At 27.7% G+C, this 14,114-nt stretch carries 14 protein-coding genes and 1 other RNA gene; 3 read left to right on the top strand and 12 right to left on the bottom strand.

Annotation, left to right across the window (positions count from 1 at the left end):
• Window positions 1-37: 37 nt before the first annotated feature.
• From AB8B22_RS01320 to AB8B22_RS01270, 11 genes are all read right to left on the bottom strand, one after another.
• Entirely contained in the window at window positions 38-994 is a 957-nt protein-coding gene (locus AB8B22_RS01320; protein ID WP_369711292.1) for a HaeIII family restriction endonuclease, read from the bottom strand.
• A complete protein-coding gene (locus AB8B22_RS01315; protein ID WP_369711291.1) occupies window positions 987-1,994 on the bottom strand; it encodes a DNA cytosine methyltransferase in 1,008 nt (335 codons plus the stop codon). The genes AB8B22_RS01320 and AB8B22_RS01315 overlap by 8 nt, the downstream gene beginning before the upstream one ends.
• A 92-nt stretch (window positions 1,995-2,086) precedes the next feature.
• Window positions 2,087-4,765, bottom strand: a complete 2,679-nt coding sequence (gene leuS / locus AB8B22_RS01310; protein WP_369711290.1) for a leucine--tRNA ligase — start codon at window positions 4,763-4,765, stop codon at window positions 2,087-2,089.
• 487 nt (window positions 4,766-5,252) lie between these two features.
• Entirely contained in the window at window positions 5,253-5,945 is a 693-nt protein-coding gene (locus AB8B22_RS01305; protein ID WP_369711289.1) for a hypothetical protein, read from the bottom strand.
• A 263-nt stretch (window positions 5,946-6,208) separates the two neighbouring features.
• Window positions 6,209-6,616, bottom strand: a complete 408-nt coding sequence (locus AB8B22_RS01300; protein ID WP_369711288.1) for a hypothetical protein — start codon at window positions 6,614-6,616, stop codon at window positions 6,209-6,211.
• 319 nt (window positions 6,617-6,935) lie between these two features.
• Window positions 6,936-7,214: a hypothetical protein gene (locus tag AB8B22_RS01295; RefSeq protein WP_369711287.1), complete on the bottom strand. Its 279-nt coding sequence runs from the start codon at window positions 7,212-7,214 to the stop codon at window positions 6,936-6,938.
• Between the two features lie 77 nt (window positions 7,215-7,291).
• On the bottom strand, window positions 7,292-7,525 hold the full coding sequence (locus tag AB8B22_RS01290; protein WP_369711286.1) for a GmrSD restriction endonuclease domain-containing protein: 234 nt from the start codon (window positions 7,523-7,525) through the stop codon (window positions 7,292-7,294).
• A 21-nt stretch (window positions 7,526-7,546) separates the two neighbouring features.
• Window positions 7,547-8,245, bottom strand: coding sequence for a hypothetical protein (locus AB8B22_RS01285; RefSeq protein WP_369711285.1), 699 nt, complete (start codon window positions 8,243-8,245; stop codon window positions 7,547-7,549).
• Window positions 8,242-9,588, bottom strand: coding sequence for an AAA family ATPase (locus AB8B22_RS01280; RefSeq protein ID WP_369711284.1), 1,347 nt, complete (start codon window positions 9,586-9,588; stop codon window positions 8,242-8,244). The genes AB8B22_RS01285 and AB8B22_RS01280 overlap by 4 nt, the downstream gene beginning before the upstream one ends.
• Before the next feature lie 150 nt (window positions 9,589-9,738).
• Complete coding sequence (locus AB8B22_RS01275) at window positions 9,739-10,431, bottom strand: hypothetical protein (protein WP_369711283.1); 693 nt, start codon at window positions 10,429-10,431, stop codon at window positions 9,739-9,741.
• Window positions 10,432-10,477: 46 nt separating this feature from the next.
• Window positions 10,478-11,164: a response regulator transcription factor gene (locus AB8B22_RS01270; protein ID WP_369711282.1), complete on the bottom strand. Its 687-nt coding sequence runs from the start codon at window positions 11,162-11,164 to the stop codon at window positions 10,478-10,480.
• A 135-nt stretch (window positions 11,165-11,299) separates the two neighbouring features.
• Between AB8B22_RS01270 and AB8B22_RS01265 the strand changes: the two genes are divergently transcribed.
• From AB8B22_RS01265 to AB8B22_RS01255, 3 genes are all read left to right on the top strand, one after another.
• On the top strand, window positions 11,300-11,989 hold the full coding sequence (locus AB8B22_RS01265; protein WP_369711280.1) for a YoaK family protein: 690 nt from the start codon (window positions 11,300-11,302) through the stop codon (window positions 11,987-11,989).
• 171 nt (window positions 11,990-12,160) lie between these two features.
• The gene (locus AB8B22_RS01260) at window positions 12,161-12,625 is read left to right on the top strand and encodes a hypothetical protein (RefSeq protein ID WP_094079303.1); all 465 of its coding nucleotides are present in this window, start codon (window positions 12,161-12,163) and stop codon (window positions 12,623-12,625) included.
• 45 nt (window positions 12,626-12,670) lie between these two features.
• Window positions 12,671-13,828: an NAD(P)H-dependent flavin oxidoreductase gene (locus tag AB8B22_RS01255; protein ID WP_094079304.1), complete on the top strand. Its 1,158-nt coding sequence runs from the start codon at window positions 12,671-12,673 to the stop codon at window positions 13,826-13,828.
• Between the two features lie 59 nt (window positions 13,829-13,887).
• On the opposite strand, the gene ssrS is transcribed toward AB8B22_RS01255, so the two are convergent.
• Window positions 13,888-14,092: non-coding RNA, 6S RNA (ssrS, locus tag AB8B22_RS01250), on the bottom strand.
• Window positions 14,093-14,114 lie beyond the last annotated feature (22 nt).

Genomic DNA, 14,114 nt, shown 5'->3' with positions numbered 1-14,114 from the left:
ACTCCTCTTATTTTTTTCTGTTTTTATTCTTTTTATTTTATATTTTCCATTTAGAATCTATTGAAATTATTGAAGTTGGCATTCCTACAATTTGAATATCAAATTTTAAACTTGTTTCCACTTTAGAAGAAGCATTATGTATTCTAAATGTAAATTGCCAACCATTATTTAAATACAGTTCCAAAGTATTTAGACTACCTGGTTTAAAATCCAGACTAACTATTCTATTCGGTAAAAGAACAATCGGTATTTCTATTTTTCTTTTTTTATGTACTCCTTCTTGATTTAATGTACCATATAAGTTATAACTTTGCACTCTTGTAATTCTTTTAGTATCGATACTAATAACTTTATAAAAATCAAACTTTCCTAATAAGTATTTTAACATATTTTCTAATAATCCAATTTCTTCTTTATTTTGTTTTAAAATTTCTATTTTAAAAGCTTCCAACAATGGAAAATATACATCCTTATCTTTATTTAGTATTTCTTTCCAAAGAGTTTTCTTTCTTTTTTCTTCTTCTAAAAAATCAAAAATTGGTTTCACTTTTTTCCAGTATTCTTCTGAACAAGAAATATTGTACCATTTTTTTCCAAAATCTAATTTTTTAGATAATCTGCTGTGCTTTACAGCAAAATGATTATGTTTTAAACTTAACCCTATTTCCCAATTAATATTTTCTCTCATAATTATTATATCCCTTACATCCCCTTTTTTTCCGTTATCATCAGCTTGAATTTTTAGATTCAATGTATCATTATTTTTTTCAAAAATTAATGGTTCTAAATCTAAAACAGTATTTACTCCTGTTAAAGCACTTAACTTATATATTTCTTTTTCTTCTTCTGATAAAGTTTCCCAAGCTTTTTCAGAAGCTGAAAAACTACTATTCTTCTCAATCCAAACTTCCCTAATTTTAGATATTTCATCAAATAAAACATTTAAAAATATATATTCATATGCTCTTCCCTGATTATTGCTTTTACTACTCATTAATTTTACTTCTCTCTTTCTTTTCCAATCCTTCTCTTATCTTTTTAGCAATTTCATAAGCAAGATTAATAGGTACAGCATTTCCAATCATTTTATAACCATCATTTATATTATCATAATAAAATAAAAAATCATCTGGAAATCCTTGTATCCTAGCACACTCTCTAACTGTCAATCTTCTATACAAGTGTTCGTAGCCTTTAGCAAAAATATTTTTATCTTTCTCTATTTTAGGCATTACAGGTGCTTGTGGATGTAATTGACATTGTCTTCCGGAAGCTTGAACAGTAAAAGCTTGTTCATCCCATTGCCGCACCCTATTTCTACTCATAAAAATTGTAGAATATGATCCTAAATAATATTCATGATTAGGATAAATACATTTTTCCTTATTTGCTTTATTTTTTTCTAAGGCTTTTATTGGCGTTTCTTTTAAATCATATATTACATCCTTTAAAGTCAATTTAAAATCATAAGGTTTCGGAAATTCAAAATTTACTTCTAATTCCTTTTTGAATCCAATATAAAAAACTCTTTTTCTATCCTGTGCCACCCCATAATCACTAGCATTTACTTGAAATATTTGAACATTATATCCTATTTTTTCAAATTTTCCTATTATTTCCTTAACTGCTTTATTATGCCTTTTTGCCATCATTCCACTTACATTTTCTGCTAAAAAAAATAATGGCTTTTTATCTTTTAAAATTCGTATATATTCGTAAAACAGTTTTCCTCTAGGGTCATCAATTCCTCTTAATGAACCTCCCACACTCCAAGATTGACAAGGCGGTCCTCCTATAATTCCTTCTATATTGCTAGGAAATTCATCTAAAGAAACTTTTGCAATATCTTTTTTTATCAAATGTGCTTTATGATTTTTTTCGTATGTCTCCCATATTGTCTTATCATACTCATTAGCTGCTAAAATATCAAATCCTGCTTTTTCAAATCCTAAATCTAAACCTCCAGCTCCTGAAAAAAGGCTTATCAAATTCATTTTTTATTTTCTTCCTCCCTTTTATTTTTCACTATAAAAAACCTTTAACCTCTCCAATATTTCAAACTCCCCCTTCTATTTAAAAATATATTCTACCCTTTCACAACAACATTAACCAATTTATTTGGTACAACAATCACTTTCACAATTTCTTTCCCATTAATAAATTTCTTAGCCTTTTCTGATTCCAGCGCAAGTTTTTCAGCGTCATCTTTTGAAATTCCGATTTGAGCCAAAACCATATCTCTCACTTTTCCGTTTACTTGGATTACCAAATTGAAAGTATGGTCTTTTGTCAATTCTTCGTCATATTTTGGCCATTCTTCTTCAAAAGTAAATGTTTTATTTCCTAAATAAGCCCACAATTCATCAGCTACATGTGGTGCAAACGGTACGATTAACAAGATTGTTTTTTCCAATACTTCACGCCAGATTTTTTTACTTTCTGTAGAAATATTGTCTTTATCAATTACTTCTTGCTTGTAAGTTGTCATGTCGTTTAATAATTCCATGACAGCTGCAATCGCAGTATTGAAGTGGAAGTCATCTTCGATACTTTCTGTAACTTTTTTCACTGTTTGATGTAATTTCTTTTGAATTTCTTCATCTTTTTGATTTCTATTTTTTAATTCAACTCCGTAATGATTTTCTGATTTCGCATTGTGGTCAGAAAATTCTGCAGTTCCAGAAACCAATAAATACAATCTATTTATAAATCTGTATGCCCCTGCAAGTCCATTCATGTTCCATTCCAATTCTTTTTCAGGCGGTGCAGCAAATAATGTAAATACTCTTGAAGAGTCAGCTCCGTATTCTTTCACGATTTCTTCAGGGTCAACTCCATTATTTTTCGATTTACTCATTTTTTCTACTTTTGTAATTAATTCTTCCCCTGTTTCAATCGAAAACGCTTTCCCATCTTTAAATTCAGCTTCTCTTGGGAACAAATATCTTCTTTCATTTTGTGAATAGAATGAAGGCCCTAAAACCATTCCTTGCGTCAACAATTTTTTAAACGGCTCATTTGTATCAACATATCCCAAATCTCTTAGTGATTTGTGGAAAAATCTCGCATAAAGCAAGTGCATTACCGCATGTTCAATTCCACCAATATATTGATTTACAGGTGTCCAAGCATCTGCATCCGCTTTTTCAAAAGGTTTTTCCACATTGTGAGAATCCAAATATCTCAAATAGTACCAAGACGAGTCAACGAAAGTATCCATCGTATCAGTTTCTCTTCTACCTTTTTTCCCATTCGGCAAAATCACATTCTTAAACTCTTCCGAAGTTTCAAGCGGATTCCCTTTCCCATTAAATTCAATATCAGTAGGAAGTTTCACAGGCAAGTTTTCTTTTTCTTCCAAGTAAATATTCCCATCTTCATCATAAATCACAGGAATCGGAGTTCCCCAATATCTTTGTCTACTAATCAACCAATCATGAAGTCTATAATTTACCGTTTTCTTACCAAGCCCAATTTTTTCCAATTTTTCAGTAATTTTCTCTTTTGCTTCATTACTATTTAATCCATTAAATTCTTCTGAATTTACCAGTATTCCTGGAACTGTTAAAGCATTTTCCAATTTTTCAACAGAAACTTCTTCTAAATTTCCATTTTTATCAACAGGATTTACAACAATTTTCAAATCCAAGTTATATTTCTTAGCAAATTGAAAATCTCTTTCATCATGTGCAGGTACTGCCATTACAGCTCCTGTCCCATAATCCATCAATACATAGTTTGCAACCCACAACTGCACTTTTTCACCATTTACAGGATTAATCACATAAAGTCCAGAAAATACTCCTTCTTTTTCCTTATCTTCCGCTGTACGAGCGATTTTATCCTCGTTTCTCATCGCTTCAACTTTTTCTCTAATACCAGGATTTTCCTTCAAAATAACTTCCTCAACCAACGGATGTTCTGGTGCAACAGTTGCATAAGTAACTCCATAAAGCGTATCAGGTCTTGTCGTAAACACAGAAATTACAACTTCTCCCTTGTCATTCAATTTCAAATGTGAATTTCCATTATTTTCAAATTTATAATCCAAAATAAAGTCAACTTCAGACCCAGTCGATTTTCCAATCCAGTTTTTTTGCATAGTCAAAACTTGTTCAGGCCAATGCCCTCTAAGTTCTTCATGTCCTTGCAGCAATTCTTCAGCATAATCAGTTATTTTAAAGTACCATTGCGACAATTCCTTTTGAATAACATCAGTTTTACTATGTCTCCAGCATTTCCCATCTTCAACTTGCTCATTCGCCAAAACCGTATTACAATCAGGACACCAGTTTACAAAAGATTTTTTCTTATAAACCAATCCTTTTTTATACATTTCAATAAAGAATTTTTGATTCCATTTGTAATACTCTGGAGTGTAAGTACTAAGTTCTCTATCCCAATCATAAGAAAGACCCATCAGTTTCAACTGTCTTCTCATGTTGTCAATGTTCGCTTTAGTCCATTTTCCAGGATGAGCCCCATGATCAATCGCCGCATTTTCCGCAGGTAACCCAAAACTATCCCATCCAAATGGATGCAGCACATTAAACCCTTTCATTTTCTTATATCTAGCAATCGCATCACCAATCGCATAATTTCTCAAATGCCCAACATGCAATTTCCCTGACGGATATGCAAACATCTCAAGCACATAATAATTCTCTTTCCCATCGGCTTTATTTTTAGACTTAAAAACATCTTTTTGAGCCCATTTGTCTTGCCATTTTTTCTCAATTTCATTAGGATTATATTCCTTAATCATTATTTTTTCTCCTTCATTTTTCAGTATTTATAAATTTTTTATTTAATATCTTTAAAAAATAATTTGTCTATTGACATTTCTGCAAAAATATTTTATAATTAATTACCAAATAAAAACATGTGTGAAAAATAAGAGCGTTACTGCTCTTATTTTTTTATCCACTTTAAAAATTGATAACTAAATTCTATTGTTTTTACAATACATAATATAATCGTTGCTACCCTAATCCATTCCATATTCAGCACTCTCCTTTGATTAAATAGAAGGGAGGGAGTCAGGGAATTATTCCCCTTTAAACCTCCTAATCATTTTGATAACCCATTTTATTATCTCTATCAGATAATCTATTAGTTGTAATGAATAAAATAATTATCTCCCAAATTTTTAACATGTGCATTTTCTTCCTCCACCTCATAATTGTACTATATTTTGGAATTTTTGACAATTATTTATCTTAATAATATTTTTTCAATTTTAAAAACTTCTGTTAATACCCAAAATCAGGATTCTCAATCACCCATTTCCCATTCTTTTTATTAGCTTCTAAAATTTCTTTTCTTCCTACATATTTTCCATTTTTTGTAATTCGTTCTAATTCTTGATCCATCATTTCTAATTGAATTTCGCCTATTGTTTTAAAATATTTTTTCATAGCTTTTTCATCATTTTGTGAAATTGATTTTTGATATTCTTCCATTGTTTTTCCCGTTTTTTTCTTAAAGGCTTCGTCCATTTTTTCAGCCATTTCTCCAGATCTTTCAATCATCTTATCCATGCTCATTTCATCTGTATTTACAGGAAATCCCAATTTAACTTTTACATATGCTTTCTCTCCATTGATATAATCTATTTTTTCTATATCAATCTTGTAATATTTATACATCATATCTATCATTTTAGAAAAATAATCTTCTCCAAAAAAAGAACCCATCATTTCTTTCATCTGATTTGACCCATCTTTTTGACTTCCAGCAAAAACTCCATTCATCATTTTATTCATCATTCCAAACATTTCCTCTTTTGAGTAAATTCTGCTAACTTCCTTTTCAATTTGAGAATTGTAATCTGAAAGGATACTTTGGTTAAGTTTTACAGCTGATTCTACTTCCACTTGATATTTCGCCTGTGCAAAACTTGATAAACTTAATAATATTGACAAACTTAAAATTACTTTTTTCATAAAAATTCACTTCTTTCTTTTAAAATTTATTTCAATTAAAATGATTATATGGGAATTTTATCATTACATTTCCACACCTTGCTTTAAACCTCTATTTATAGGCAACTTTCACTTTTTCTGTTCAGATTATTAAATATTTCTATAACTATATTTTAACAGACAAATTTCTTTTTAGCCATAACAAAAACCTCCAAATATTATATTATTATATTTTGAGTTTACACAAAATTCTGGACACTCTCTCACTGCTTTTACAACATTGGTTATTTAAAAATCAAATTAGAGCTATATTCTTTATCTTCTAAATCAGTCACTTTAATCTTAGGGTAAAAAGATTTTTCAACGACTAATTCTAATATATAGTCATCTGCAATATAGGTATAACCTTTTATTGTTTTTTTTAAATCTTCTATATTTTCAAAGAATCCAGTTTCATTATAACAGTTTCTAAAAAATTCAGAATTTTCATTTTCTAAAAGGAAAATATTATTTTTTATATTTTCTAACCCCTTTCTATATTTTCTTTTTAAAATAAGAAACCTTTCATTTTCTAGAGATTTATACTCTATAATAATTTTATATTTTTCATTAAATAAAAAATATATTCTCGTATAACGTATAAAATCTTCATAATACTTTCCTTCTTTAAATGTATAGGTTTCTATTCCCATAAATCTAACCGTTTTTTTTTCTAAAAAAATACCAATGGAATCATATTTTCTATATTTTTTTTATTTGAAAACTCTAATATGTACTCTCTTTTATAAATAAAATCTTTTTTTCTAATTTCAATTTTTCTTTCAATGGTATATAGTATTTTTTTATTTTCTTTGATTTTACTTGCTCTACATTTATATTTTTTACTTAAAAACTCTATATGAGTATCCTCAAAAATAATATAATGTTTTAAATATTTATTTCGAGTATACCAACCTTCTTTTCTAGAGTTTATTAATTCCTGTTCTAGAGAAGTTTTTAAATTAAATTGTCCTAAAAAATTCCCATAGTAGAAAAACCACTTGTATTTCCTAAAAATTTTATTCCCTCTATATCACTCATATTATATTCTTTTATAATTTCTCCATTTTCTTGATATAGAAGAATAAATTTACCTTTATTCTTATGGTATTCAATATACGGTTCTATGTACATAAAATTTTTTCTTTTTTTTATTTTTGGGGGATTTTTTGATACTACAATCTCATTAGTCTCATATTCCTCAAAATCCAAAAGATCTTTTCCGTTATCTTTTCTTAAATAATGTTTCATAGTTCCTTCCCCTTTGTATCATTTTACATATCTTATTTTTTGGGAATTTTTTCCCCTTTTTCAAACAACTCTAAAGTTTACTTATTTCCACTTAACTTACTTGAATAATTTCTTACACTAATGGTTACTTCTTTTCCACCAACATCAATTGTCCCAATAAATATTTCTTTTCCCTCAGGTTTTTGTATATCTTCAAATAATTTTCGACATTGTTCTTCTTTCCAATCATAATTTCTTTGATAAACAGGTATATTAAATGTCTTTTTCCCATTTCCAATAAATTCTAATAATTTAATTTTTCTTGCTTCCATTAATTGAATTACCTTCTCTCTTTATTTCTCAAAAAATTCAACCTCCGATAATGACATCCCCATATTCTTCCCTTTACTACACATTTCCCTAAGTTGAATTATCCCTTTACTATTCCCCATAAAATTACAAAAATAATAACAGTATTTATTCTCAAAGTTAATGTATTTATTACTTGAAAATTCCTTTTCCAATAATTTCGTTTCTTTATTTTTCTGGCTCTTTAATTTTTTATTATGTTCTGAAAAAAATAGAACTGGCATATTTACTATGTTTTCAGGAAATTTAAAATTTCTACTTTTTTCTTTATATTTCAAGTATAATATATCCAAAATAAAATTTAACATTTTAATAGAAGAAATATATTTTTTAAATATTTCTGTATCATCAGGTCTTTTCGATTTTAATTCGATGTGGAAAAGATAATAATTTTGAGCATTTACTTCTTGTACTAAAATTACTGAATCCACGGATTTACATATTTCACCATTAAAGTAGGGAAAAATATTAATTATGTTTTCACTTTTTTCCAAATTATTAATATCAAAAGTTATTTGAAGCACTCTATAATGTTCTTTATCAAAATATACTTTTACTTCTTTTAATTTTGCATCATCTTTAGATTCTTTTATTTTTACATGATTATTTTCAGATACAGTAAAAAAATTTTTATGCAATGCAGTTTTACAATAATCAAAAAAATTATTATTCTCAAATATCATTTTCCCTCCGCATAAAACAGTAAAGTCTGATAAAGGTTATCTGTTTCTTCAAGCACAGTATTAAATGTTTCTATTTCAAATTCTCCATTTTTTTCTTTAATTTTTTCAACAGTTTTGTTGTGTAAATGAAATACATTAATATCGCTAGTTTTTAATCCGTATTCGCTATTAATTTCATATTCTTTCATTTCTTCACTATTAATTTTATCCTTAACTTTTTCAAACAAGAGCATATTATCAATTTCTTCAGTTATAATTGGACTGTGAGTGCTTATTATAAATTTTATTCCTTGTTTTGACAAATAATTTATAAGTTTCATTATTTTTCTTTGATTTTCAGGATGTAAATTTAATTCAATTTCATCAATAAAAACTATATCTCCTTCCATTGCAAAATATTTCAAATACAAATAAAAACCTGCCAATGTCTTTACTGTTGAAGAAACCATTCCTATATCTATTATCTTATCCCCATTTATTTTAAACATTATGTTGTCTTCTGTATCAATTATTACTTCTCCACCTAATATTTCTTTTAATCTTTCATCTAAATTTTTATAAATCTCTAATTCATTCATCGCTTTTGAACGATCAGAAATAGAATTTAAAAATTTTACATAATCATTTACAGGTTCAGAATATCTAGAAATTTTTCCAATACTTTCATCGTTTCCCATTTCTAGTTCTCTTAAAATATTGCTTCTCTCTTCTAATAACTGTTTATAAAATAAAACTGCACCACTTCTTTCAGCAGGAAAAGAATAAAATTTATAAATTTTTTGAAAAAATTTTATATGTAAAAAATATCCAAATATAATTTGTTTTGCTTCTTCTTCTTCAATTTTCCGATTATATGTTATATATCTTTTCCCTTTATTTTCATCATAATCTTCCATAAGATATTCTATTTTATCTTCAAATTTCTTTAATTTAATAGTTTTTCTCATCTCTCTAAAATATATTATCGTATCGTCATCTAATTTTTTAAATTCTAAAATTTCATCACTTAAATTCACTTCTATTTCAAAGTCCTTAAAAGTATCTTTTGAAGTATGGAAAACTTGAGAAAGAGTATCTTTTATTTCCTTTTCGTATTTCTTTTCAAAATAATCTTTTATTGTTTCATAATCTGAATCAGATAATCTATCTTTAAACCTGATTCCAACTACTTCATCCATTTTTATATTTTGTCTTTCTCTCACTTTAAAATATGTGTACAACAAATTACTCAAATAAGTCTTCCCAGTATTATTCTTCCCAATTATCAAATTAATCCCTTTTAAATCATTAAGATCTATCTCTCCATTTTCAATAGGACCTAAATTTTTAAATTTTATTATCATTAATTTCCTCCTTCCCTAGACTATTGCGTTACTACTAATCTATTTCTTTAACTTCACAACCTTTTTCAATTTTATCCCAGTTTTTTCATAATTTTCCATAAACCTATTCAATAAACAAACTTGCAGTTAAAAATAATCTATCTCAATCTACTAATACCCAAAATCAGGATTCTCAATCACCCATTTCCCATTCTTTTTATTAGCTTCCAAAATTTCTTTTCTTCCTACATATTTTCCATTTTTTGTAATTCGTTCTAATTCTTGATCCATCATTTCTAATTGAATTTCGCCTATTGTTTTAAAATATTTTTTCATAGCTTTTTCATCATTTTGTGAAATTGATTTTTGATATTCTTCCATTGTTTTTCCCGTTTTTTTCTTAAAGGCTTCGTCCATTTTTTCAGCCATTTCTCCAGATCTTTCAATCATCTTATCCATGCTCATTTCATCTGTATTTACAGGAAATCCCAATTTAACTTTTACATATGCTTTCTCTCCATTGATATAATCTATTTTTTCTATATCAATCTTGTAATATTTATACATCGTATCTATCATTTTAGAAAAATAATCTTCTCCAAAAAAAGAACCCATCATTTCTTTCATCTGATTTGATCCATCTTTTTGACTTCCAGCAAAAACTCCATTCATCATTTTATTCATCATTCCAAACATTTCCTCTTTTGAGTAAATTCTGCCAACTTCCTTTTCAATTTGAGAATTGTAATCTGAAAGGATACTCTGGTTAAGTTTTACAGCTGGTTCTACTTCCACTTGATATTTTTCTTTTGCAAAAGTTCCTAAACTTAGCAATACAGATAATCCTAAAATTATTTTTTTCATAATTCTCACTTCTTCCTTTACTTTTATTTTTATTTTACTTTTTTACTTACTCCAAAATTTCAAATTTATATCCAACTCCCCAAATGGTTTTAATATTCCAGTTTGGATGATTGTAGTTATCTATTTTGGAGCGAAGTCTTTTAATATGAGTGTCAACTGTTCTGCTATCACCGAAATAATCAAATCCCCACAGTAAATCTAGCAAATTTTCTCTTGTGAAAACTTTATTTTGATTTGTCGCAAGTGTCCAAAAGATTTCTATTTCTTTTTTTGTAAGTAAAATTTTTTCATTTTCAATTTTTACAGCAAAATTATCCAAGTCAATTTCTAAATTGTCATATTTGAATAATTTTTTATCCTGATTTTCTTTTGGAGATAATCTTCTTAAAATTGCATGTATTCTAGCGATTATTTCTCCTGGTGAAAATGGCTTTACAATATAATCATCCGCTCCAATTTCCAGTCCCATTATTTTTTCATAATCTTCCCCACGAGCGGTAATCATAATAATTGGCACATTTGAAAAACTTCTTATTTCACGGCAAACTTCAAAACCATCTTTTTTAGGCATCATGACATCCAGCAAAACTATGTCAAATTTATTATTTCTAACTTCACTTAATGCACTTTCTCCATCAAAGACAGTTGATACAATAAAATCATTTTTTTTACAATACTGTGAAATTATCGAAACAATCTGTCTATTGTCATCTGCAATTAACACATTATACATTTTTTTACCTCTTTTAATTTCTCTTTTTCATATTTTATCATAAATTAAAAAAATTTCATACTTTAAAAATATACAAAAGTTTGATAAAATATTTTTATACAAGAAATTTTTTGAAAGGAGAAGAAAAAAGAAAAAATGAGAAGAGAACTAAAAAAAATTTTTTTTATAAGAAAAAAAGATTCTACACAAACATTTAGACTCGCTATGCTACTTTGCATTGTTGGGGGATTTTTAGATGCCTACACTTTTACCACAAGAGGAAAAGTTTTGGCAAATGCGCAAACTGGAAATTTAGTTTACCTTGCCTTAAATCTTGCTGAAAGAGATTATCAAAAAGTTTTTTCTTATTTTGTCCCAATTTTTGTTTTTGCACTTGGAATTTTATTTTCAGAATATTTAAAACATGTATTTACAAAATATGAAAATTTCCGCTGGCAACACACTGCCATTATTATTCAATTAATTGTAATGTTTTTTATTTCATTCATTCCGTCAAATCACTTAAATATGTTAGTTAACGTAATAATTTCATTCATTGCGGCACTGCAATATCAAGGTTTTAAAAAAATTCACGGAGTAAATGGTGCAACTACTATGTGTACAGGAAATCTTCGGTCAAGTATGGAATTTTTAAGTCAGTTTATAATGACTAGAGATAAAAAATCTTTTTATAATTTTTTAGTTTACATAGGATTAATTTCCTTTTTTGTAATTGGTGCAACTTTGTGTGCCGTTCTAGTTCATTTTTTTAAAAATTATGCATTGCTTTTCTGCTGTGTTTTGCAATTTATCGTATTTTTAGTGATGTTCAAACAAAAAATTTAGTTTTATAATCAAACAAATATCTTTTAATACTGATAAATAAAGATTTTAAGAATTTTTACAATATATTCAAAAAATTTTTTTGCTTGTAAAAAAAACGAAAAAGTTATATAATTATTACAAATAACATCTGTTATATTATTAAAAAAAAATTAAAGATAAGGAGGTTTTTTTATGTTTGAAAAATTTCGTTTTGAAAATCTTTCAAAAATAATTCAATTATACGTTTTGAATTTATTTGGACAAATTATCAAAAAAGATAATTTGGAAATTTTTTCAAAAATAAATTTTTTTAATGTAGGAAATATTTCCTTGCTGTATGAAAAAAATAAAAAAATCTTAATTAATAAAAGTAGTAATTTTTTAAAATTACTAGACGAACATATTTTAAATTCAGAAATAGATTTATCTTTTATCGAAAATGTCGATGTAAAAAAATTGATACAAAATTTTGAAAAGCTTTGTGCCAATGGATATAAAAATTTTATTGAAAAAGACATAAGAAAAAAAATAATTGAAAAATTTACAAATTGCTTAAAAAATTTAGTTGTAATTTATTTATTCTCAAATATAAAATTTAACTATATTTCCGAAAACGCAAGAGTAAAAATAAGCCGTGCTCCACCTTTTGTAAAATAATTTTATAAAAAATTTTTACAAAAAAATATTGTGGAGGATAAAAAAATGGAAAAAATCGAGAAAATTGAAGAAGTAGAAAAAAAAGAAGTAAGAGAAAAAAGAGAATTAAAAGGAATTAAAATAGGAAAATATGAAATCGAAAAGCCAATTGTTCAAGGTGGAATGGGAGTCGGAATAAGCTGGGACAGACTTGCTGGAAATGTAGCTAAAAACGGCTGTCTTGGAACAATAAGCGCAATTTGTACAGGATATTATCAAAATATGAGATTTGTAAAAAAACAGGTAGATGGAAGACCAGTTGGAACAAAAAATACTTACAACAGGGAAGCTCTTATTGAAATATTTAAAAATGCAAGAAAAATTTGTGGAGATAAACCTCTAGCTTGTAACATCTTACATGCAATCAATGACTATGCAAGAGTTGTAGGCGACGCACTGGAAGCCGGAGCAAATATTATTGTAACGGGAGCAGGACTTCCGCTAGAGCTTCCAAAACTTGTAAAAGATTATCCAGATGTAGAAATAGTGCCGATAGTCTCATCAGCAAGAGCGCTAAAAATAATCTGTAAAAAATGGAAAGCTGCTGGAAAAATGCCAGGAGCAGTAATCGTAGAAGGTCCTAAAAGTGGAGGACACCAAGGAGCTAAATATTCCGAATTATTTGCGCCGGAACATCAATTAGAAGCAATTTTACCGCCAATAAAAGAAGAAAGAGACAAATGGGGTGATTTTCCAATAATTGCAGCAGGTGGAATTTGGAACAATGAAGATATTCACAAGATGATGGAATTAGGAGCAGATGCCGTTCAAATGGGTACAAGATTTATAGGTACTTACGAGTGCGATGCAAGTGAAAATTTTAAACAAAATTTAATTAATGCAAATAAAGAAGACATAGTAATTGTAAGCTCTCCTGTTGGTTATCCTGGAAGAGCAGTAAAAACAAATTTGATAAAAACTTTGGAACCTAATACTAACAAGATAAAATGTATAAGTAATTGCGTCTTTCCTTGTGAACATGGAAAAGGTGCAAATAAAGTGGGATATTGTATTGCAAACAGCTTAGGAGATGCCTACTTAGGTAAGCTTCAGAGCGGACTGTTTTTCACAGGAGCAAATGGATATAGATTAAAAGAGATAGTTCACGTCAAAGATTTAATTGAAGAATTGATGACAGGTATTCAAACTTCTAAAAATATTTAAAAATGAAAAATAAAAAATAGCCGGAGTATGAAAAATACTTCGGTTCATATTTTTTATAAAAAAAATCCAGTCTACCGTTCTAATCTGATTTTTGGTTGCCTGTAACTGTTACAGGTGGTAGTCATATTTACAAAAGTACAGGATCCGTGCTAAGTTTTTTTACCGCCGTGATTTTTCTGAAACAATTTTATAAAGAGATGACCCCATTAAAAAATGAGTAAAGCCCAAAAACAATTTAATTAGTATCGAATAGACCAGAAATTTATTTTTAAATAATTTAGAAATT

The sequence above is a fragment of the Leptotrichia rugosa genome (assembly GCF_041200005.1).
Lineage (GTDB): Bacteria > Fusobacteriota > Fusobacteriia > Fusobacteriales > Leptotrichiaceae > Leptotrichia > Leptotrichia rugosa.
Note: the sequence above shows the minus strand (reverse complement) of the source record. Positions and strands in the feature narration are given on the sequence as shown.